Source organism: Streptomyces sp. NPDC056628 (assembly GCF_042792555.1).
GTDB lineage: Bacteria > Actinomycetota > Actinomycetes > Streptomycetales > Streptomycetaceae > Streptomyces.
In genome coordinates, this window is the sequence record NZ_JBHTWG010000014.1 from 72,970 (window position 1) to 91,929 (window position 18,960).

At 72.1% G+C, this 18,960-nt stretch carries 18 protein-coding genes; 7 read left to right on the forward strand and 11 right to left on the reverse strand.

Translation table 11 applies throughout. The features are described from left to right. Positions 1 to 34: 34 nt before the first annotated feature. Positions 35 to 700, reverse strand: a complete 666-nt coding sequence (locus tag ACFRAC_RS19145; protein ID WP_382925090.1) for a TetR family transcriptional regulator — start codon at positions 698 to 700, stop codon at positions 35 to 37. 153 nt (positions 701 to 853) lie between these two features. Here ACFRAC_RS19145 and ACFRAC_RS19150 point away from each other — a divergent pair, with 153 nt between their 5' ends. Beyond that, the gene (locus ACFRAC_RS19150) at positions 854 to 1,777 is read left to right on the forward strand and encodes an SDR family NAD(P)-dependent oxidoreductase (protein WP_382925092.1); all 924 of its coding nucleotides are present in this window, start codon (positions 854 to 856) and stop codon (positions 1,775 to 1,777) included. Between the two features lie 377 nt (positions 1,778 to 2,154). Here the strand turns inward: ACFRAC_RS19150 and ACFRAC_RS19155 are convergent, their stop codons facing one another. After that, positions 2,155 to 2,526 carry a GIY-YIG nuclease family protein gene (locus tag ACFRAC_RS19155; RefSeq protein ID WP_382925094.1) on the reverse strand — a complete coding sequence of 124 codons (372 nt, stop codon included), beginning with the start codon at positions 2,524 to 2,526 and terminating at the stop codon, positions 2,155 to 2,157. Between the two features lie 727 nt (positions 2,527 to 3,253). Between ACFRAC_RS19155 and ACFRAC_RS19160 the strand changes: the two genes are divergently transcribed. Further along, on the forward strand, positions 3,254 to 4,654 hold the full coding sequence (locus tag ACFRAC_RS19160) for a protein kinase (RefSeq protein WP_382925095.1): 1,401 nt from the start codon (positions 3,254 to 3,256) through the stop codon (positions 4,652 to 4,654). Positions 4,655 to 5,056: 402 nt separating this feature from the next. Here ACFRAC_RS19160 and ACFRAC_RS19165 read toward each other — a convergent pair whose 3' ends face one another. Further along, positions 5,057 to 5,818: a phosphoglyceromutase gene (locus ACFRAC_RS19165; protein WP_382925096.1), complete on the reverse strand. Its 762-nt coding sequence runs from the start codon at positions 5,816 to 5,818 to the stop codon at positions 5,057 to 5,059. A 175-nt stretch (positions 5,819 to 5,993) separates the two neighbouring features. Here ACFRAC_RS19165 and ACFRAC_RS19170 point away from each other — a divergent pair, with 175 nt between their 5' ends. Beyond that, a complete protein-coding gene (locus ACFRAC_RS19170; protein ID WP_382925098.1) occupies positions 5,994 to 7,250 on the forward strand; it encodes an MDR family MFS transporter in 1,257 nt (418 codons plus the stop codon). A gap of 59 nt (positions 7,251 to 7,309) precedes the next feature. Here ACFRAC_RS19170 and ACFRAC_RS19175 read toward each other — a convergent pair whose 3' ends face one another. Next, entirely contained in the window at positions 7,310 to 7,744 is a 435-nt protein-coding gene (locus ACFRAC_RS19175; RefSeq protein ID WP_382925100.1) for a DUF2000 family protein, read from the reverse strand. A gap of 49 nt (positions 7,745 to 7,793) precedes the next feature. On the opposite strand from ACFRAC_RS19175, the gene ACFRAC_RS19180 reads away from it, so the two are divergent. Next, complete coding sequence (locus ACFRAC_RS19180; RefSeq protein ID WP_382925102.1) at positions 7,794 to 8,600, forward strand: AraC family transcriptional regulator; 807 nt, start codon at positions 7,794 to 7,796, stop codon at positions 8,598 to 8,600. On the opposite strand, the gene ACFRAC_RS19185 is transcribed toward ACFRAC_RS19180, so the two are convergent. The 3 genes from ACFRAC_RS19185 to mshA form a co-directional block, all read right to left on the reverse strand. Continuing rightward, entirely contained in the window at positions 8,570 to 10,264 is a 1,695-nt protein-coding gene (locus ACFRAC_RS19185; protein ID WP_382925104.1) for a glycosyl hydrolase family 28-related protein, read from the reverse strand. The genes ACFRAC_RS19180 and ACFRAC_RS19185 overlap by 31 nt on opposite strands. Positions 10,265 to 10,417: 153 nt before the next feature. Continuing rightward, the gene (locus tag ACFRAC_RS19190) at positions 10,418 to 10,918 is read right to left on the reverse strand and encodes a YbjN domain-containing protein (RefSeq protein ID WP_382925106.1); all 501 of its coding nucleotides are present in this window, start codon (positions 10,916 to 10,918) and stop codon (positions 10,418 to 10,420) included. Further along, complete coding sequence (gene mshA, locus ACFRAC_RS19195; protein WP_382925107.1) at positions 10,911 to 12,248, reverse strand: D-inositol-3-phosphate glycosyltransferase; 1,338 nt, start codon at positions 12,246 to 12,248, stop codon at positions 10,911 to 10,913. The genes ACFRAC_RS19190 and mshA overlap by 8 nt, the downstream gene beginning before the upstream one ends. A gap of 236 nt (positions 12,249 to 12,484) precedes the next feature. Here mshA and ACFRAC_RS19200 point away from each other — a divergent pair, with 236 nt between their 5' ends. From ACFRAC_RS19200 to ACFRAC_RS19210, 3 genes are all read left to right on the forward strand, one after another. Beyond that, positions 12,485 to 13,303 (forward strand): class I SAM-dependent methyltransferase, encoded by an 819-nt coding sequence (locus ACFRAC_RS19200; protein ID WP_382925109.1) that lies wholly within the window; start codon positions 12,485 to 12,487, stop codon positions 13,301 to 13,303. Positions 13,304 to 13,515: 212 nt separating this feature from the next. Further along, positions 13,516 to 14,601: a C40 family peptidase gene (locus tag ACFRAC_RS19205; protein WP_382925111.1), complete on the forward strand. Its 1,086-nt coding sequence runs from the start codon at positions 13,516 to 13,518 to the stop codon at positions 14,599 to 14,601. Positions 14,602 to 14,882: 281 nt separating this feature from the next. Beyond that, the gene (locus ACFRAC_RS19210) at positions 14,883 to 16,190 is read left to right on the forward strand and encodes a PP2C family protein-serine/threonine phosphatase (protein WP_382925112.1); all 1,308 of its coding nucleotides are present in this window, start codon (positions 14,883 to 14,885) and stop codon (positions 16,188 to 16,190) included. A 43-nt stretch (positions 16,191 to 16,233) separates the two neighbouring features. On the opposite strand, the gene ACFRAC_RS19215 is transcribed toward ACFRAC_RS19210, so the two are convergent. The 4 genes from ACFRAC_RS19215 to ACFRAC_RS19230 all read right to left on the reverse strand — a co-directional run bounded on the left by ACFRAC_RS19215 (position 16,234) and on the right by ACFRAC_RS19230 (position 18,895). Continuing rightward, the gene (locus tag ACFRAC_RS19215) at positions 16,234 to 16,569 is read right to left on the reverse strand and encodes a DUF2516 family protein (protein ID WP_361350315.1); all 336 of its coding nucleotides are present in this window, start codon (positions 16,567 to 16,569) and stop codon (positions 16,234 to 16,236) included. Between the two features lie 163 nt (positions 16,570 to 16,732). Continuing rightward, positions 16,733 to 17,536: a hypothetical protein gene (locus tag ACFRAC_RS19220; RefSeq protein ID WP_382925114.1), complete on the reverse strand. Its 804-nt coding sequence runs from the start codon at positions 17,534 to 17,536 to the stop codon at positions 16,733 to 16,735. A 112-nt stretch (positions 17,537 to 17,648) separates the two neighbouring features. Beyond that, the gene (locus ACFRAC_RS19225; protein WP_382925116.1) at positions 17,649 to 18,257 is read right to left on the reverse strand and encodes a helix-turn-helix domain-containing protein; all 609 of its coding nucleotides are present in this window, start codon (positions 18,255 to 18,257) and stop codon (positions 17,649 to 17,651) included. Positions 18,258 to 18,367: 110 nt separating this feature from the next. Next, positions 18,368 to 18,895: an HAD domain-containing protein gene (locus ACFRAC_RS19230; RefSeq protein WP_382925118.1), complete on the reverse strand. Its 528-nt coding sequence runs from the start codon at positions 18,893 to 18,895 to the stop codon at positions 18,368 to 18,370. Positions 18,896 to 18,960: the final 65 nt, after the last annotated feature.

The following is an 18,960-nucleotide window of genomic DNA, read 5'->3' on the forward strand; positions in this document are numbered from 1 at the left end:
ACCGGGGCCTTTTCGCCGCTGCGGCCGCGCACGCTCATCCGCGCGGGAGGACACCCAGCAGCATCGAGATGAAGGCCGTCCGCAGGGCCTCGCGCAGCTCCACGTGCAGGACGCCGAGGGCGGGCTCGTCGGCGTAGGCGGCGAGGACGCTGGGCGGCGGAGGGACGTACGACGAGAGCGCGCCCGCCGAGGCGAGGCCCGTGAGGCAGAACAGCCGGGCGCCTTCGCCGAGTTCGGGCACATGGCGGCACAGCAGTCCGGTCATGGCCTCGAGCTTGGCGAGGGAGGCGCGCTTGTGCCGCTTGACCACCTCGACGGACACGTTGCGCTCGAGGACGCCGCCCTGGGCGCCGAAGAGATCACACAGCACCGTACGGTCCGCCAGCGACCGGCTGAGGATGTCCGCGAGCTGGGCCGCCCGCTTCTCCGCGGGGGCGTGTGCCTCGATCCCCTCGGCCAGCTCGCGCTCCAGCTCGGCGATCCAGCGGCCCAGGAAGTCGTCGAGGAGTTCGAGCAGGACGGCCTCGCGTGACTCGAAATAGCGCAGGACGTTCGACTTGGCCAGACCCACGCGCCGGCTGAGCTCGTTCAGGCTCAGCTCGGCCACCGGCATCTCCTCGAGCATCGCCGCCGCCGTGTCCAGGATCGCCCGGCGGCGGGCCTGTCGCTGCTCCTCGCTTCGCGCTCGCTGAAAAGTCACGCCTCAGCCTAACTTGCAGACCGGCGGTCTCTTGCTAGCAGACCGCCGGTCCCTTAGGGTCGGAGACGTAACAGACCGCTGGTCCGTTATGCCTCACGGGGCGACCTGGGCGACCCGGCGCCCCAGGCGCACGACGAGAACGAGGAGAAGACGATGACTGACGAGAAGTGGACCGAACAGCACATCCCCGACCAGCGCGGCCGGGTGGCGATCGTGACCGGCGCCAACACCGGGCTCGGCTTCGAGACCGCCCGGATGCTCGCGGAGCACGGTGCGACGGTGGTCCTGGCCGTACGCGACGTGGAGAAGGGGAAGCGGGCGGCCGCCCGGATCAGGGGTGAGGTCACCGTCCAGGCCCTCGACCTGACGTCCCTGGACTCGGTCCGGACCGCGGCGGCCGGCCTGCGCGCCGCGCACCCGCGCATCGACCTGCTGGTCAACAACGCCGGTGTGATGTACACGCCGAAGAAGACCACCGCCGACGGCTTCGAGCTGCAGTTCGGCACCAACCACCTGGGCCACTTCGCCCTCACCGGCCTGCTGCTCGACCGGCTCCTGCCCGTCCCCGGCTCCCGTGTCGTCACGGTGAGCAGCACCGGGCACCGCATCCGGGCCGCGATCCACTTCGACGACCTGCAATGGGAGCGGTCGTACAGCCGCACCCGCGCCTACGGGCAGTCCAAGCTGGCCAACCTGCTGTTCACGTACGAACTGCAGCGCCGACTCGCCCCGCACGGCACCACGGTGGCAGTGGCCGCCCATCCCGGCCTGTCCAACACCGAGCTGCTGCGCAACACCCCGGCGGCGCTCCGGGTGCCGGTCAGCCGCCTCGCCCCACTGCTGACGCAGAGCCCCGCGATGGGCGCCCTGCCCACCCTGCGCGCGGCCACCGACCCGGCCGTGACCGGCGGCCAGTACTACGGCCCCGGCGGCCGCGGCGAGATCCGCGGCTACCCGAAGCCGGTCGAGTCCAGCGCCGCCTCACACGACGAGACGGTCATGCACCGTCTGTGGACGGTCTCGGAGGAACTGACGGGGGTGTCGTTCCCGGTGGGGCGGGTCGCGACGGCCTCCTGAGCGACGGCCGGTTCCGTCCTTCGGCGTACACGACGCGGCCGTCCACCACGTCCAGGCCCGCCCCTCACGCGCCCGGCCCGGCAGGCTTCTCTCCTCCGAAGCGGACAGGAGTTCGCCGCGCTCAGCCTGAGCCGCTTCGGCGTCGTCGGGACCTCTCGGCTGGACTGGCGGGGCGCCGAAGTCCTGCGGAGCTCACCGGCGTTCGACGATGCGGCCTCCGGAAGACGGTGGTGACCTGGTACGTCCGGATGAACTGGTCGTGCTGCTCCGGGGCAACCGCGCGGTGCCGTCGACCGCCGTGGCTGCCCGGCGGGTGGCGAAGTCGAGCGGCCTCGGACGGCCTGGAGACGGCCCAGGCAACGCCCCGTTGGCAAGGCCTACGAGCTGATTGGCAGCTCCCTCGCTCGCTGCCGTGCTTGGGCCCGTAGCTCCCGCAGTCGACTGTGGAAGGCGTTGTGGCGGTTCTGGGCAAGGTTCAACGGGAGGTCGAGCTCGGAAATGAGCTGGGACTCCAAGGTCCACGGTTCGTTCTGCTCGATCCAGCACACTCGCGCGTTGTCCGCCATCCACTGACTCAGCGTGGCTTCGCCAGCCTTGCCGAAGGTCATCTTCTGACCGCTGCCCACGCGGCGCAGCTCAAGTCCGAGCAGGCAGCCGAGGGTGAGTCGTAGCGTCGAACTGGCCGCGTTGCCCCGGTAGTGGTTCCGCACCCGCTTGCGCAGGTTCTGCGCGCTGGTCCGGTTCGCCATGTACCGCGGGGCTATACCGACGTAGAGCAGGCGCCCGGCATCCAGGTACGAATGGGGCGGCTGCTTGAAGTGCCATCCATAGATCCCTGCCACTGCTGGGACAGGCGTCGGGCGAGCCAAGACCTCGCGCGCGTTCCACAACCGGTCGGGACTGACGAGAGCGGTAGCCTCCACGAAGCCTCCAGGCGTGCCACGGATGATCGTCGCAGGCTACTGGTAGACGCTGACAGGACGTGCCTGGCCTGCGCAGCGTTGGACATCAGTTTGGGGAGCCCGCATCTCCCGGCCCGGTCGCCCTGCTGACTTGCGACCAAGGGGGCTGGCGCCTCCGGGAGCCCACCCGCTACCTGGCGGCCGAAATGCCACGGCTGTCCGCTATCGGTCAGTGACCTGCCGGGGAAGCGGCTGACGGCCGAGGTCGGCGACGACGGCAGTTGTCCGGCTGGCAGCTTGCCTGACCTGCCGCAACGCGCGGGCCACGGGGGGAAGTGGGGCCGTTTTCGTCGCTGCGCCGACTTGGTCAGGGATATCTGATACAGGCTGGGGGTACCCGCGTCGCAGGATGGTCCATGGCCGAGTCCGGTACGCGGTGACAGCAACGGAGAACCAGATGAAGGCCCGCCAATCAGCAGCCCCGCCCACGCCGCTGCCGGTTCCAGCGGATGAGCAGCCCGCCGAAGTCCTCTCCGGCCGCTACCGGTTGGGCGCGAGAATCGGGTCGGGAGGCATGGCCGACGTGTACGAGGGCGTTGACACGCGCCTTCGGCGGTCCGTGGCCGTCAAGGTGTTCCGGCCCGGCCCCGACCCGCAGACGGAGGACCGTCTCACCGCGGAGGCCGTCCTTCTGGCCCGCCTGCAGCACCCGGGTCTGGTCACTGTCTACGACGCCGGCCGCCACGACGACCGCACCTATCTGGTCATGCAACTGATCAAGGGCCCCACGCTGCGGAGCCTTTTGGAGTGTGGAGCGCTGCCTGAGCGGCGTGTGGTCGATGTGGGCGCCGCCCTCGCTCGGGTGCTGGCCTACGTCCACCAGGCCGGCGTCGTCCACCGAGACGTCAAACCGTCGAACATCCTCCTCGATGCGGCCGGTGATCCTCACCTTGCTGATTTCGGCATCGCGCGCCTGGCCGATGCCACCCGCCACACGGCACCGGACGTGCTGATAGGCACCGCCGCCTATCTGGCACCGGAGCAGGTTGAGGGCAGGCGGATCGGGCCGGCGGCCGACGTCTACGCGCTCGGCCTGGTTCTGCTGGAGTGCTTGAAAGGTGAACTGGAGTACCAGGGCACCCCGTTGGAAGCGACAGTCGCCCGCCTGCACCGCCCACCCGAAGTCCCCACCTGGCTCCCCCCGGAACTCGCGGCCCTGCTGCGGGCCATGACCGCCCAGGACCCCGAGGCCCGCCCGGACGCCGAGCAGTGCGCGCAAGCCCTCGCCTCCCGGCACGCCGGACCTGATCCATACCCCCTGCCGCTCCCGGCGCCCCCCGAGGCATACCTTCCGATGCCGCCGGCCGCCCACTCCGGAACGAAGGAGCACATTCGCTCTCACGGGGCGGCAGCCACCCGACGCAACCTCCCCGGCGGCACTCGCCACATCCGTCGCGTGGCAGCGGGCACGGCCCTGGCCCTCTCCGTGGCCCTGGGCGCGGCCCTTGCCGTCACATCGAGCACGAGCGGAAGCGACGACCGGGAAGCAGCGACGCCCGCCGAAACTCCCGCGCACCCGCCCTCCGGTACGGCGTCTGCCAAGAGCGGGCCCGGCGCCCTCCCACCCACCCGATCTCACGGCGCTCAGCCCCCCTCCGGGGCATTCGGTGCGTCCCACCCCGCGGCTGCGGCAACCGGATCTCATGCCCAGCCCGTCTCCAGAACACTCGACGCCTCTTATCCGGCGGCTGCCCCGAACTCGAGCCGCAGCGCCTCCGCACCGCACGCGAGCTCCGGGCCGCCCGGACCGGCGTCACCGCCGCCAGGATCCGTACCGACCGCAACCGGGCCCGCCGGCTCAAGCCGGACGACACCCGCGGCGACGCCGACCACTGGCACGGCGTCCCCCTCACCAAGGCCCACGAAGGGCGGCGCCACTACCAGCGCACCGCCCAGCCCAAACCCGACGCAGTAGAGGCCCAGGACCAAACCCGCCGTGCCGTTACATGCTCAACCTTCTCGAGATGCACCCGCTTCAGGAGTTCGATCCAACCCCGGGCTGGTCGGGTCTCGCCTCGTGCGTCGATGCCGTCCGCGACCGTTGTGTGTGGCTCGTATCCGGGGTCGTTGACGGCATCGTTGGATGTCGGCGGAACAGCTCCGGCACCGGACATGCCACCAAAGGCTCATCTGCCCGATCGGCCCAGCGCCACCAAACAGTCCGCTGTCCGTGCTCCAGAGCGCCGGCGCCAGAGCGGAGTGGAGACAGGAGCCGGAGCCCGGAGATCGCACGGTCCCATCGCCCTGACGGCCCAGAGGCAGCGAAAAGCCCCCTCCCAGCGGAGAACTCGCAGGCAGGGGGCTTGTTCGCGGACGACTACTTCTTCTTGCCCTGGTTCTTGACCGCCTCGATCGCCGCCGCCGCGGCCTCCGGGTCGAGGTAGCGGCCGCCCGGGGTGAGCGGCTTGAAGTCGGCGTCCAGGTCGTAGGCGAGCGGGATGCCGGTCGGGATGTTCAGGCCCGCGATGTCGGCGTCCGAGATGCCGTCCAGGTGCTTGACCAGGGCGCGCAGCGAGTTGCCGTGGGCCGCGACCAGGACCGTGCGGCCGGTCAGCAGGTCGGGGATGATCGCGTCGAACCAGTACGGCAGCATGCGGACGACGACGTCCTTGAGGCACTCCGTGCGCGGGCGCAGCTCCGGCGGGAGGGTCGCGTAGCGCGGGTCGTGGAACTGGGAGTACTCGGAGTCGATGTCGAGCGGCGGGGGCGGGGTGTCGTAGGAGCGGCGCCACAGCATGAACTGCTCCTCGCCGAACTCGGCGAGGGTCTGGGCCTTGTCCTTGCCCTGCAGGGCGCCGTAGTGGCGCTCGTTCAGGCGCCACGAGCGGTGGACCGGGATCCAGAGGCGGTCTGCCGCCTCCAGCGCCAGCTGGGCCGTGCGGATCGCGCGCTTCTGGAGCGAGGTGTGGACCACGTCGGGCAGGAGTCCGGCGTCCTTCAGGAGCTCGCCACCGCGGACCGCCTCCTTCTCGCCCTTCTCGTTGAGGTTGACGTCCACCCAGCCGGTGAACAGGTTCTTCGCGTTCCACTCGCTCTCGCCGTGGCGGAGGAGGATCAGCTTGTACGGTGCGTCGGCCATGCCTCAGAGCGTAATCCACGCATTCGGGCCCCCGGCGGTCCCGCCCAGCAGGCGGACGGTTGACGGGATCTGTTAATCGAGTGGCTCGCCCTCGCCGTGGTTTTGTAAGTTGCGAATGCCGTTCTGGCTTCTTACATCCGCTGCCGGTGTCCGGCTCGTCCGTGGGGGATCCCTAATGTCACTCGCCGCCGTCAGACGCGCCACCAGGGAGAGCGTCTCCGGGCTCCCCCGTGAGTTCTGGTGGCTGTGGACGAGCACCCTGGTGAACCGGCTCGGCGCCTTCGTCGCCACCTTCATGGCCCTGTACCTGACCCTCGAGCGCGGCTACTCCGCCTCCTACGCCGGTCTGGTCGCCGCGCTCCACGGCCTCGGCGGGGTCGTCTCCTCGCTCGGCGGCGGGGTGATGGCCGACCGGCTCGGCCGCCGGCCCACCCTGCTGATCGCGCAGTCCGCGACCGCCGTGTCGGTGGCGGTGCTGGGCTTCGTGCAGCACCCCGCGGCCATCGCCGCCGTCGCCTTCGCGGTGGGCGCCGCCTCCAACGCCTCCCGGCCGGCCGTGCAGGCGATGATGGCGGACATCGTCCGGCCCGAGGACCGGGTCCGCGCCTTCTCCCTGAACTACTGGGCCCTCAACCTCGGTTTCGCGATCTCCTCCATGGCCGCCGGTTTCATCGCCGAGGTCAGCTACCGCGCCGGATTCCTGCTGGAGGCCGGGATGACGGCCGTCTGCGCGGTCGTCGTCTTCATGAAGCTCCCCGAGTCGCGGCCCGGGAAGGCGGACACCGGAGAGCCCGGCGAGGAGATCGGGCTGGGGACGGTGCTGCGCGACCGGCGTTTCATGGGGGTCGTCGGGCTGTGCTTCCTCGTCGCCCTCGTCTTCCAGCAGGGCGCGGTCGGGCTGCCGGTGGCCATGGGCGCGGCCGGGTTCTCCCCCGCCGACTACGGCCTCGCCATCGCCGTCAACGGCGTCCTGATCGTCGCGCTGCAGATCCCGGTCACCCGGTTCATCGAACGCCGGGACGCCGGCCGCATCCTCGTCGTGTCGTCCCTGGTGGCGGGCTACGGCTTCGGGCTCACCGCGTTCGCCGGGTCGGTCGGTGTCTTCGCGCTGACGGTGTGCGTGTGGACGCTCGGCGAGATGCTCAACGCGCCCACCCAGACAGGCCTGGTCGTGCGCCTGTCCCCGGCCCACGGACGCGGCCGCTACCAGGGCGTGTACACGCTGTCCTGGTCGGTGGCGGCCCTCGTCGCCCCGCTGATGTCGGGCCTCGTCATCGACCACCTCGGCGCCGGGTGGCTGTGGGCGCTGTGCGCGGCCGTCGGCACGGTCGCGGCGGCCGGGTACGGCGTGCTGATGCGCCGGCTGCCCGCCGACGCGCCCGGCGCCACCGTGCCCGTGGCCGCGTCCAGGCCGGAGACCAGCGCGGCCTGACCGGCTCGGACGGACCCGCTCAGGGACTCCGGCCGTCCCGGACGGACCCGCTCAGGGAGTCAGGGGTGCATCCGCGCCCCCTTGAGCACCTTGTCCACGGCGTTCCTCGGCCCGTACACCGCGAGCCCCACCAGGTCCAGCTCGTCCGTGCCCACGGCCCGTACCGCCGCCCGGTTGGCGCCGTCGTGGCCCGTGCCGAAGAGGTCGGAGGTGAACAGGGCGCGCGGCAGGGCGCGGGAGAGCGTGCGGGCGTGGGCGGCCGTCAGGGTCTCCTTGGTGCCCTCGAAGACCAGCACCGGCTGGCGGAACATCGGCAGGTACGGGACGCCGTCCGCGTCCTCGTACGGCTCCCCGATCACCTCGGGGACCTGCGTGCCCAGACCGCTGACCAGGAACGCGGTGACGTTCAGCCGCTGCCAGGTCTCCAGGTCCTCGCGCAGCAGCACGGCGATCTTGGTGTCGAAACGGACGGGGGCGGGTGCTTCGGCGTTCATACGGCGAGACTCGCCGACGCCGTCCGGTCCGGTCTCGTACGTTCTTTGCATGGGCACCGCCGCAGAGGTCACCGCGTGGCGTCCCCGCGTCCCCGGCGTCACCGAGGTCTTCCACGCCCGTTTCACCGACTACGCGTACCCGATGCACGTCCACGAGGCGTGGACGCTGCTCATCGTGGACGACGGCGCCGTGCGCTACGACCTGGACCGGCACGAGCACGGCACCCCGCACGACACCGTGTCCCTGCTGCCGCCGCACGTCCCGCACAACGGCTCCCCCGCGACCCCGCACGGCTTCCGCAAACGCGTCCTGTACCTGGACGGCACCCGGCTCGGCGACGACCTGATCGGCCCGGCCGTGGACTCGCCCGACCTGCGTGACCCGGTGCTGCGGCGGCGCGTCGGGCAGCTGCACGCGGCGCTCACCCACCCCGGCGACGAGTTGGAGGCCGACAGCCGGCTGACCCTCATCGGCGACCGGCTGCGCGCGTGCCTGCGGCCGGGCACGGCGACCGGGGCCGACCGCCGCGACCCCGTGCTCGCCCGCCGGCTGCGCGAACTCCTCGACGAGCGGGTGGTGCGGGGCATCGCCCTGGACGAGGCCGCGGCGCTGGTGCGGGCCCATCCCGCCCATCTGGTCCGGGCGTTCGGCGCCGCGTACGGCATCGCCCCGCACCAGTACCTGATGTCCCGCCGGGTCGACCGCGCCCGCCGGCTGCTGCTGGAGGGCCGGGCGCCGGCCGAGGTGGCCGCCGCGACCGGCTTCTACGACCAGTCGCACCTCACCCGGCACTTCCGCCGGATGGTGGGCGTCACCCCGGGCCGCTACCGCGGCAGCGCGCGCTGGGCGTCGTAGAGGTTGCGGGGCCGTACGACGTCCGTGGTGCCGTACAGCTCCAGGCGGGTGTGCAGGTCGCCGGTGAAGTCGGGCACGTCGATCTGGCCGAACTCGCCGACCTCGTTGAGGCCGACGGTGGCGGAGTACGGCGCGAGGCCGTCGAGGCGGACCATGCCGGCGCGGCCGTTGGTCACCCGGACGTTCCAGTGGGTGAAGCGCGCCCCGAACAGCGGTCCGGCGCTCGCGTCGCCGCCGTGGCGGCCGTCGTTGACGACGGTGATGTCGGTGCGGACGTTGGCGAAGGGCAGTCCGCGGTGGCTGTCGAAGGTGCCCATGCGCAGGTCGCCGCGCGACCAGACGTTGTGGGAGGACAGGCCCTCGACGTTGATGCCGTGCAGCTGGGTGTTGGCGGGGGCGGGGGTGGTGCGGGCCTCGATCGTGAAGTCCTCCACGAGGTTGTCGTGCGAGCCTTCCCGGCAGAAGTACGGGTGGTGCACTCCGCGGCCCGCCACACGTGTGTGCGTGAGCGTGCAGGCGGAGGCGGCCACCAGGCCGAAGCCGTTGTCGACGTGCCGGACCGTCACGTCGTGCACCCAGCAGTCGTAGGCGCACTGAAGGACGACGCCGTTGTAGCCCTTGTCGAGGAGGTGGGGCTGCTGCGGGGTCTCCACAGCCTCCAGGGTGAGGCCCTCCACGCCCGCCCCGGTCAGCTCGTCCACATGCGTGGTCAGCCGGGGGTCCCACTCCGGGCGCACGTCGAGCGGCAGCGGACGTTCGAGGGTGACCTCGCGGCCGCGGACCCGGGTGACGCGCACCGGCCACTCATAGGGCACGTACGAGGTCAGCTTCGTCTTGTCGTCCCAGGTGTACGCCGCGGCGCCCGGCCCGTCGCCGCTCATGTGCTCCAGGAGCGTGTGCCCGGCGTCGTCGGCGAGGCGCAGCAGCACGAGGGCGCCGGGGCGCAGCGCCGACGGGTCGGCCACCCGTACCGTCCAGGAACCGCGGCGGGCGGGGGCGACGGTGGTGAGGGTGCGCCATTCGTCGCGCCGGTTGCCGGTCCAGCCCTCGAACGGCCAGTCCTTCGCGCGGACGGCGTCGACCAGGGACCGCCAGCGCGCCTCGGGGGCCAGCCAGATCAGGCCGCCGGCCCAGGACCAGGACGACTTGTCGCCGCCGTAGCGGGAGCCGTAGACGCCGATGAGCTCGGTGAGGTTCTTCGTGGCGAGGAGGGTCGTTCGGTCGCTGCCGGCGCCGCGCAGGACGACGTTCGAGTGGCCGACGCGGATCACGTCGTCGATGCGGAAGGTGCCGGGCGGGAGGGTGACCGTGCCACCGCCGGCCCGTCCGGCGGCGGCGATGGCACGGTTGATCGCGGGGGCGCAGTCGGTCGTGCCGTCCGGCACGGCGCCGAAGGCGCGGACGTCGGCGACGAGGCGGGGGCGGGGCCGGCGGGGGTCCCCGCCGCGCCGGCCGGCCCGGCCGACGTAGGGGATCTGCGGGTGGGTGAAGGGCGTACGGGTGAACTCGTGCCAGAGGGCGGGGACTTGCAGGGTGCCAGGTGCGGGGGCGGGAAGGGCGTCCGCCCGGGCCGTCGTGCCGGTCGTCGCGCCGGTCGTCGCGCCGAGCGCCACGGCCGTGGCCCCGCCGAGCAGGGCCCGTCTGGTGAGATGCGCGTCGCCCATGTCCGTACGCCCTCCATGCTGCTTTTCATGGATGTGAACGATGTTCAGAAGTGCGTCGGGTGGTGAGCATGCCACGAGACCCCCGCGACCGGAAGAGGGTGCGCAGAGGCGAGGTGCTGTACCGGGTGTAAGTCCGGGTCTACGGGGCTGCCGTCAGCCCGTGGACTTCTGGGTCAGGTGGCTGAACGCGTCCAGGTTGCGCGTGGACTCGCCGCGCGCGACCCGCCACTCGTACTCCTTGCGGATCGCGGAGGCGAACCCGAGCTCCAGGAGGGTGTTGAAGGCGCCGTCGGCCGCCTCCAGGACCTGGCCGAGGAGACGGTCGATCTCGTCGGGGGTGATCACGGCGAGCGGGAGCCGCGCGGTGACGTACACGTCACCGAGCCGGTCCACGGCGTAACTGACGCCGTACAGCTTGAGGTTGCGCTCCAGGAGCCAGCGGTGGACCCCGGCCTCGTTCTCGTCGGGGTGGCGGATGACGAAAGCGTTCAGGGACAGGGAGTGGCGGCCGGCGATCAGGGAGACCGTCGTGGACAGCTTCCGCGTGCCGGGGAGCTTGACGACGTAGGTGCCCGGCTCGGGGCTCTCCCACTCCAGTTCGGCGTCCTTCAGTGCTCCCTCGACGACCTGCGCCGCCTTCTGTGCGTCAGCCATGGTGGGAGCGTACGCGACGGCGGTGGGCCTGGACCGCGGCCGCGTAGACCTCCGCCGTGGCGGCCGCCGCCGTGTCCCAGCCGAACGACTGGGCGTGCCGCGCCGCCGCCTCGCCCATCCGGAAGCTCAGCCGGGGGTCGTCGGCGAAGTCGCGCAGCACGGGCGCGTAGGCGGCCGGGTCGTGGCCCTGGACCAGGAAGCCCGTCCGGCCGTCGGCCACGGCCACCGGAAGCCCGCCCACCGCGGCCGCCAGCACGGGGGTGCCCGCCGCCTGCGCCTCGATGGCCACCAGCCCGAAGGACTCGCTGTACGACGGCATGACCAGCACCGACGCCGCCCGGAACCAGTCGGCGAGCTGCTCCTGCCCGACCGGCGGGTGGAACCGCACGACGTCCGCGATGCCGAGGCGGGCGGCGAGCTTCTGCAGCCCCTCCGGCTTGGCCATGCCGCTGCCGCTCGGGCCGCCGACGACCGGCACCAGGATGCGGGAGCGCAGGTCGGGGCGCTCGTCCAGCAGGACGGCGACCGCGCGCAGCAGGATGTCCGGCGCCTTCAGCGGCTGGATGCGGCCCGCGAAGAGCGGGATCAGGGCGTCCTGCGGGAGCCCGAGGCGGGAGCGGGCGGCGGCCCGGCCGTCGGCCGGCGAGAAGCGGGAGAGGTTCACCCCGGGGTGGACGACGGCGACCTTGGCCGGGTCGGCGGCGTAGTGCCGTACGAGCTCGTGGGCCTCCTCCTCGGTGTTGGCGATGAGGCGGTCGGCGGCGTCGACGATCTGGGTCTCGCCGATGACACGGGCGGCCGGTTCGGGCGTGTCGCCGTCGGCCAGGTTGGCGTTCTTGACCTTGGCCATGGTGTGCATGGCGTGCACCAGGGGGACCCCCCAGCGCTGGGCGGCGAGCCAGCCGACGTGGCCGGAGAGCCAGTAGTGCGAGTGGACCAGGTCGTAGTGGCCCGGGCGGTGGCCGGCCCAGGCCTGCATGACGCCGTGGGTGAAGGCGCACAGCTGGGCGGGCAGGTCCTCCTTGTTGAGGCCCTCGTAGGGGCCCGCGTCGATGTGCCGGACGAGGACGCCGGGCGCGAGCTCCACGACCGGGGGGAGGTCCGCGGCGGTCGTCCGCGTGAAGATCTCGACCTCGATGTTGATCGCGGCCAGGCACCGCGCGAGTTCGACGATGTAGACGTTCATGCCGCCCGCGTCGCCCGTGCCGGGCTGGTGCAGCGGTGAGGTGTGTACGGAGAGCATGGCGACCCGGCGGGGGCGGCGGTGCAGCCTGAGCCGGGAGGGGGCCGCCGGGGAGCGACGCCCGAGCCTGCTGACGTACTGGCTCACGTGGCGTTCCTCCTTGGCCTGCGGGCATGCCGGACAGAGGGGTGTGACGCCCTCCAACGCGGTGCAACGCCGGAAGACGGGGTTCCCATTCCTGGCCGGGCAGTTTTTGCCGAGGCGTTACCGGCTGTCGCTCAACCGTTCGACGTCGGGGTGCGTCGCCCGCACCGGGTTCCCCCCGCGCGGGCCCCCATGCGGCGGACGAAAAGGGGTCCCGTTCGCCCCTTACCCTCGTATCCATGACAGCCCGCGCAGCCCACCGCCCCGTGGGATCGGTGACGCGCGGCACCACCAACCCCAACCGGCTGCGGCGCATGGACCGCTGGGTCGCCCACGCCCACGGGGCCGAGCTGCGCCGGGCCGCCGACCCCGTGGCGGTCGACCTCGGGTACGGCGCCGCCCCCTGGACCGCCGTGGAACTGCTCGGCCGGCTGCGGGCCGCCGCGCCCCGGGTGCGGGTCGTCGGCATCGAGATCGAACCGGCCCGGGTGGCCGCCGCGAAACCGTACGCACGCAACGGGCTCGTCTTCCGGCACGGCGGCTTCGAGATCCCCCTCCCCCAGCGCCCGCATCTGGTCCGCGCCGCGAACGTGCTGCGCCAGTACGACGAGGACCAGGTCGCCGAGGTGTGGGAGCGGCTGTGCGCCCGGCTCGCCCCGGCCGACCCGGCGACCGGCTCGCGGGGCGGGCTGCTGGTCGAGGGGACCTGTGACGAGATCGGGCGCCGGCACGTGTGGGTGGCGCTCGGCCCGGAGGGGCCGCGCACGGTCACCTTCGCGACCCGGCTGGGCTCACTGGAACGGCCGTCGGACCTCGCCGAACGGCTCCCGAAGGCGCTGATCCACCGCAATGTCCCCGGCGAGCCCGTGCACGCCTTCCTGCGGGACTTCGACCGCGCCTGGGCCGCCGCCGCGCCCTACGCCTCCTACGGCGCCCGCCAGCGCTGGATCCGGACTGTGCGTCAGCTGACGGCGGACTGGCCGGTGACGGACGGCCCGGCGCGCTGGCGCCAGGGCGAAGTCAGCGTGGAATGGGCGGCGTTGGCGCCCCGGAGCTGACCCCTCCGGTCACGGGAGGCGGCCCGTGCCTCACCCCGCCCCGCTGACCTGCGGGGAACGATCTCCCTGAGTCGTTCGTCACAGAGTCGGGGTGATCGTCATGACCGGGAGGGGACGGGGGAAGGCAGACCTCTGTCACTTTGCGCGCCGACATGGCACGATCCCCCGGACGCCTTAAGTTACTGACGGGACATCAGTTTGGGGGCACAGGTATGGGCACGGGCAAGCGCGGCCTGATGACGGCGGCCGTGGCCGTCGTCTGCGCGGTCACCGTCCTGGCGGCACCGGGCACCGCGTTCGCGGCACCCTCCCCGACCCCCTCCCCCAGCGCCTCGGCCTCCGCCGGCACGGCTCCGGTGACCAACGAGGAGCTCGAAGCCGTCCGCGCGAAGCTGGAGAAGCTCTACCACGCCGCGTCCGTCGCCACCGACGAGTACAACGCCGCCGAGGAGGCCGCCGAGAAGCAGTCGGCCGAGATCGTCGAGCTGGCGAAGAAGATCGTCAAGGGCAAGGAGCGGCTCGCCGAGCTGAAGAAGCGCGCCGGTGCGGCGGCCGCCGCCCAGTACCGCTCCGGCGGGCTGCCGGACGAGGCGCACCTGATGCTCAGCGACAACCCGCAGCACTTCCTCGACAACACCCGCCGGGTGCTCCAGGGACAGCGCGCCACCAAGGGCCTGCTGGCCGAACTGACCCGCACCCAGCAGGACCTGGAGCAGTACGCGAAGGACGCCTCCACGCAGTGGCGGCGGCTGGAGGAGGGCCGCAAGGCCAAGGCGGCCGCCCAGAAGAAGATCGAGAAGCAGATCAAGGCGGCCGAGGAGCTCGAGTCGCAGCTCGAGAAGGAGGAGCGGGAGCGGCTGGCCGAGCTGGAGGAGGCTGCCGCGCACAAGGCGCAGACCGCCTGGCTGGACTCCGGCATCCTCGAGGACCTCAAGACGAAGGCGTCCGAGCGGGGCCGCAAGGCCGTCGCCTACGCCACCGCACAGCTGGGCAAGCCGTACGAGTGGGGCGCCGAGGGGCCGAAGACGTACGACTGCTCCGGGCTGACCTCCCAGGCGTGGGCGAGCGCGGGACGCCCGATCCCCCGGACCTCCCAGGAGCAGTGGAAGCGGCTCGAGCACATCCCGGTCGAGGACATGCGCCCCGGCGACCTCATCATCTACAACGCCGACGCCAGCCATGTGGCGATGTACGTCGGTGACGGCGCCATCATCCACGCCCCCCGGCCCGGCCGTACGGTGACCGTGGCGGGCGCCGGTTCGATGCGGATTCTCGGAGTGGTCCGGCCCGACGCGTGAGGGTGCGGGGGCCTTGTGACGTTCTCGTCGTGACCGCCACCACGTGACCCACTCCACGTCACGTTTCCCACGCCTCCGTCACGGACGTGACGTTCGTCATCCCCGGGGCACCGTCAGCCTGTCCAAGTGCGGTGGTAAACGGGGCATATGACAGCGGCGCGGGTCCACCGGACGTGCCCCGCGCCATTCCGCTGCGGCGCCGACACCCGCTATGGTCCCCGTCGGTGGATCGAGGACCCTCGTTCCACCTGCCCTCGGGGGGAGGGAAGGAACACACGACCATGCCCGTACCCGTACCGCGGCAGAGAGCGATCCCGGCCGTGGAGACAGGTCAGGCGCAGGCCGCGTCCCCAGGCGGCGGCATCCTCAAGGATGAGGCCCCGCGTAAGGAACAGACGGTCGAGAACACCTCGCACACCAATCTGACGCTGCTGCTGATCGAGGACGATCCCGGCGGCTCGACGGTCGTGCCCGAGATGCTCGACTCGGCCGGCAAGCCCATCCGGGTGCGCACCGCCCGCAACCTCACCGAGGCCGCGCGACTGCTCACCGACGACGTCCACTGCATCCTGCTGGACCTGGCGCTGCCCGCGCCCGGCCGGTCGGGCGATGCCGACGACGAGCTCGGCGTGCTCAAGCACGTCCTGGAGCTCGCGCCCCGGCACGCCGTGCTGGCCCTCACCGCCTCCGGAGACGCCGAGCGAGCCGCCGAGGCCGTGCGCGTCGGCGCGCAGGACTATCTGTTCCGGGACGAGCTGGACGGCCGGCTGCTGAGCCGGGCGATCCGCTACGCCGTGGAGAGGAAACGTTCCGACACGGCCGAGCGAAGGCTGGCCGAGGGACGGCTGCGGGCACAGGAGAACCGGCGCCTGGAGCGCGGTCTGCTGCCGACCCCCCTGCTGGAGGGCTCCTCGCTGCGGTTCGCCGCCCGCTACCGCCCGGGCCGCTCGCGCGCCCTGCTCGGCGGCGACTTCTACGACGTCGTGCGCACCGCGGACGGCACCGTGCACGCCATGATCGGCGATGTGTGCGGGCACGGGCCCGACGAGGCCGCGCTCGGCGTGGAGCTGCGCATCGCGTGGCGGGCGCTGACGCTGGCCGGGCTCTGCGGCGACCAGCTGCTGAACACGCTCCAGCAGGTGCTGGAGCACGAGCGGAGCGACGACGAGATCTTCGCGACGCTGTGCACGGTCGACATAGCGCCGGACGGGCGCCGCGCCGGGCTCTGCCTGGCCGGGCATCCGTCCCCGCTGCTGGCCCGCCCGGGGCGGGCGGCGCGGCTGCTGCCCTACGACAACAACGGACCCGCGCTCGGGCTGGTGCCCGGCGCCCGCTGGCCGCGGATGCAGGTGGAGCTCGGGGCCGAGTGGAGCCTGATGCTCTACACCGACGGCCTGATCGAGGGCCGCGTCGGCGAGGGCCGCGAGCGGCTGGGGCAGGACGGCATGGTCGACATGGTCCGGCGGCAGCTCGGCGAGGGACTGCGCGGCGAGGGACTGCTGAGGGCGGCCGTCAACGAGGTCCGGGACCTCAACGGCGGCGAGCTGACGGACGATGTGGCGGTGCTGCTGCTCGACCGGTCGGTGTGAGGGCCACCGGTCCCGGCCGGCGTCCTCCGCTCGTCAGTACCGGTCAGCGCCCGCCGTTGTACGGCCCGTAGGGGCCGTCGCTGCTGGAGCCGCCCCTGCGCGGGCGTCCGCCGCCCGACAGGCCCCGCAGGGCGGGACGGACGTCGACCATGTAGACGATCGTCGCGATGAGGCCGATGATCGGCAGGAACGACAGGATGTTGAAGATCAGGTTCACCACGAAGGCGAGCCCGAGGATGATGAGCCAGAAGGCCTTGCTCTGCTTGTCGACCGCCCGGTAGGCGTCCTCCCGGCGGACGGCGGCGTCGATCAGCGCGAAGCCGCTGAAGAGGATCAGGGCCACGCTCAGCAGCCACATGAATCCCGCGAAGCCCTGCATCAGCACAACGTCCACCACCTGAATCAGCTCGTGTCTACGCGGTCACCGTACCCGCATCCGCAGGACCGTTACCCGCAGAACGGGCCGCGCACTCGGTAAGTGCCCGGCCCGTCTCCGTACGCGTCTTTCACCCGTCCGGGCGACCCGGCGGGCCCGATCGGCGCTACTTGGCCGACGGGGGCGTCTTCTTGGCGGTGGGCTTGCGCACCGGGGCCGGCTTGGCCGGGTCCTTCTTCGCCTGCGCGGCGGCGGCCGGCTCGGTCTTCACCGGCTCCGGCCTCACGGGCGTGGGCTTGGCAGGGACGGGCGTGGGCTGGGAAGCGGCGGGCGTGGGCTGGGCAGCGGCGGGCGTGGGCTGGGCAGCGGCGGGCGCGGACTTCTCCTCGTTGTCCTCGGCCGGCTTGGTGTTCGGCTCGACGGCGATCGCGAACTCCTCGATCTCCTCGGCCGCCTCGCCGCGCCAGGTCCGCACGGTCTGCTCGCCGTGCTCGGCGACCTTCTCGTAGGCCTCGCGGGCCTTCACGGCGTACTCGGCGGCGACGCCGATGGTGCGCAGCGCGAGGTCCTGCGCGCTCTCGCCGAACTTCTTCAGGTCGGCGTCGAGGTTGCTGCCGAACTTCTTGAAGTCGGCGTCCAGGCTGCTGCCCAGCTTCTTGAGGTCGGTGTCCAGGCTGGCGACGAACTCGGTGACCTTGGCCTGCAGGGCCTCCTGGGCCTCCTTCGCCTTGGCACCGGCCTCCTTCGCCTTGGCACCGGCCTCCTTGGCGCGGGCGGCGGCCTTCTCCTGGACGGCCTTGGGGTCGGTGTTGCGCACGGCCTCGAACCGCGAAGGCGCCTCGGTGCGCAGCTGCTCCACCAGTCCGGGCACCTTCTTCGCCTGCTGGATGGCGAGGTCGGCGGTGCCGGCGGCGAAGTAGAGCGGGGTCGGGTCGCTGAGGGTCTTGCGCAGGTCGTCGGTGATGGCCATGGTGATGGTCCTCCCGGGTCGCTATCAGATGAGGGTTCTGGGTACCCGCGAACGCCGGACGGCTGACACCCGAGGGGCGGCCGACGCACGGGGTGCGTACGGCGGTTCGAGGTCAGCCGGCCGACTGCTGCGGGCCGGTCGGGTTCTCCGGGTCGGCGTCGCTGCCGTCGGACGTACGGGTCGAACGGGTCGTGCGGGTGGCTCGGGGGCGGCGCGCGGTCTCCTTGCGGCCGCTGTCACCGTCGGTCTCGCCGTCGGTCTCGCCGTCAGGGTCTCCGCCGTCCTGCGGGCCGCCGGCCAGATCCTCCACGGCGTCGGCGAGCCGCTCGGCCGCCGCCTCCGCTTCCGCCTCCGTGGCCTCGCGGGATATCCCGAAGCCGTTCTCCTTGCGGAAGGACTCGTAGATCTGGAGCAGCACCTGCTTCTGGCGCTCGTTCAGGGTCGGGTCGGCCAGGATGACGGCGCGCGTCTCCACCTCGTCCCGGTCCCGCTCGGCGTCGAGGATCCCGGCGCGGACGTACAGCGTCTCCGCGGAGATCCGCAGGGCTTTGGCGACCTGCTGCAGCACCTCCGCGGACGGCTTGCGCAGCCCGCGCTCGATCTGGCTCAGGTACGGATTGGACACCCCGGCGGCGTCGGCGAGCTGCCGCAGCGACAGCTGCGCGTTGCGCCGCTGCTCGCGCAGGTACTCGCCGAGATTGCCGACGTTGAGCGATGCCATGCCTCCACTGTGCCGCACTTTCGCTAACTCTTGCAAGCACCCGCTTGCAAAAGTGCGCCACGCCACCCGCACGGCGTCGCAGAACGGCCGGCGTGGGAGAAGGACGGCCGTCACAGCACGGACTGCCCGCTCCCCCGGCCCCCGCCCGCGATCCACTCCTCCAGGACCGCGAAGTCGTGGTCGGTGAGGCCGCGGCGGTGGTCGACGCGGTGCAGGAGGGCCGGGGAGGGATGGTGCGCGGCCACATACGCGCGGTCCACATCGGTGATCTCGTCGTCGACCCATGCGAACGCCCGGCCCGCCGCCCAGGTCACCAGGGGCCGCGTCTTCCAGTGCGGGGCGCGGGACCCGAGCCAGGGTTCGGCGTCCTCGTCCGGCCAGTCGACCAGTCGCAGCGTGGGCAGGCCCAGCCAGGGTGAGAGGGCGACGTTCGCGTCGTCCAGCCAGGTCGTGGCCCACACGAGCTCGCACCCGAGCCGCGCGAGCCGCCGCAGCCGGGCGCCGAGGGTGGGGTCCACCCGGGAGAGAAGAGGGTGGGCGGGAGGTCCGGGCAGGGTGAGGGGTGCTTCGAACAGGGGGTACGGCCGCTGCGACCCGAAGGGGATGAGCGTGCCGTCGACGTCGAGGAACAGGAGCATCGAAAACAGCATCGCCCTTGGGCGGGCCCTGCGCTACCGTCGACCGCATGACTGCCGGGTCGGCC

Coding starts and splice junctions, on each gene's coding strand:
- ACFRAC_RS19220 (WP_382925114.1), bottom strand. CDS start 17,536: ATGGCCATCACCGACGACCTGCGCAAGACCCTCAGCGACCCGACCCCG.
- ACFRAC_RS19155 (WP_382925094.1), bottom strand. CDS start 2,526: ATGGCGAACCGGACCAGCGCGCAGAACCTGCGCAAGCGGGTGCGGAAC.
- ACFRAC_RS19215 (WP_361350315.1), bottom strand. CDS start 16,569: ATGCAGGGCTTCGCGGGATTCATGTGGCTGCTGAGCGTGGCCCTGATC.
- ACFRAC_RS19210 (WP_382925112.1), top strand. CDS start 14,883: ATGCCCGTACCCGTACCGCGGCAGAGAGCGATCCCGGCCGTGGAGACA.
- ACFRAC_RS19180 (WP_382925102.1), top strand. CDS start 7,794: ATGGGCACCGCCGCAGAGGTCACCGCGTGGCGTCCCCGCGTCCCCGGC.
- ACFRAC_RS19230 (WP_382925118.1), bottom strand. CDS start 18,895: ATGCTCCTGTTCCTCGACGTCGACGGCACGCTCATCCCCTTCGGGTCG.
- ACFRAC_RS19205 (WP_382925111.1), top strand. CDS start 13,516: ATGGGCACGGGCAAGCGCGGCCTGATGACGGCGGCCGTGGCCGTCGTC.
- ACFRAC_RS19175 (WP_382925100.1), bottom strand. CDS start 7,744: ATGAACGCCGAAGCACCCGCCCCCGTCCGTTTCGACACCAAGATCGCC.
- ACFRAC_RS19190 (WP_382925106.1), bottom strand. CDS start 10,918: ATGGCTGACGCACAGAAGGCGGCGCAGGTCGTCGAGGGAGCACTGAAG.
- ACFRAC_RS19200 (WP_382925109.1), top strand. CDS start 12,485: ATGACAGCCCGCGCAGCCCACCGCCCCGTGGGATCGGTGACGCGCGGC.
- ACFRAC_RS19160 (WP_382925095.1), top strand. CDS start 3,254: ATGGCCGACGTGTACGAGGGCGTTGACACGCGCCTTCGGCGGTCCGTG.
- ACFRAC_RS19185 (WP_382925104.1), bottom strand. CDS start 10,264: ATGGGCGACGCGCATCTCACCAGACGGGCCCTGCTCGGCGGGGCCACG.
- ACFRAC_RS19225 (WP_382925116.1), bottom strand. CDS start 18,257: ATGGCATCGCTCAACGTCGGCAATCTCGGCGAGTACCTGCGCGAGCAG.
- ACFRAC_RS19165 (WP_382925096.1), bottom strand. CDS start 5,818: ATGGCCGACGCACCGTACAAGCTGATCCTCCTCCGCCACGGCGAGAGC.
- ACFRAC_RS19150 (WP_382925092.1), top strand. CDS start 854: ATGACTGACGAGAAGTGGACCGAACAGCACATCCCCGACCAGCGCGGC.
- ACFRAC_RS19170 (WP_382925098.1), top strand. CDS start 5,994: ATGTCACTCGCCGCCGTCAGACGCGCCACCAGGGAGAGCGTCTCCGGG.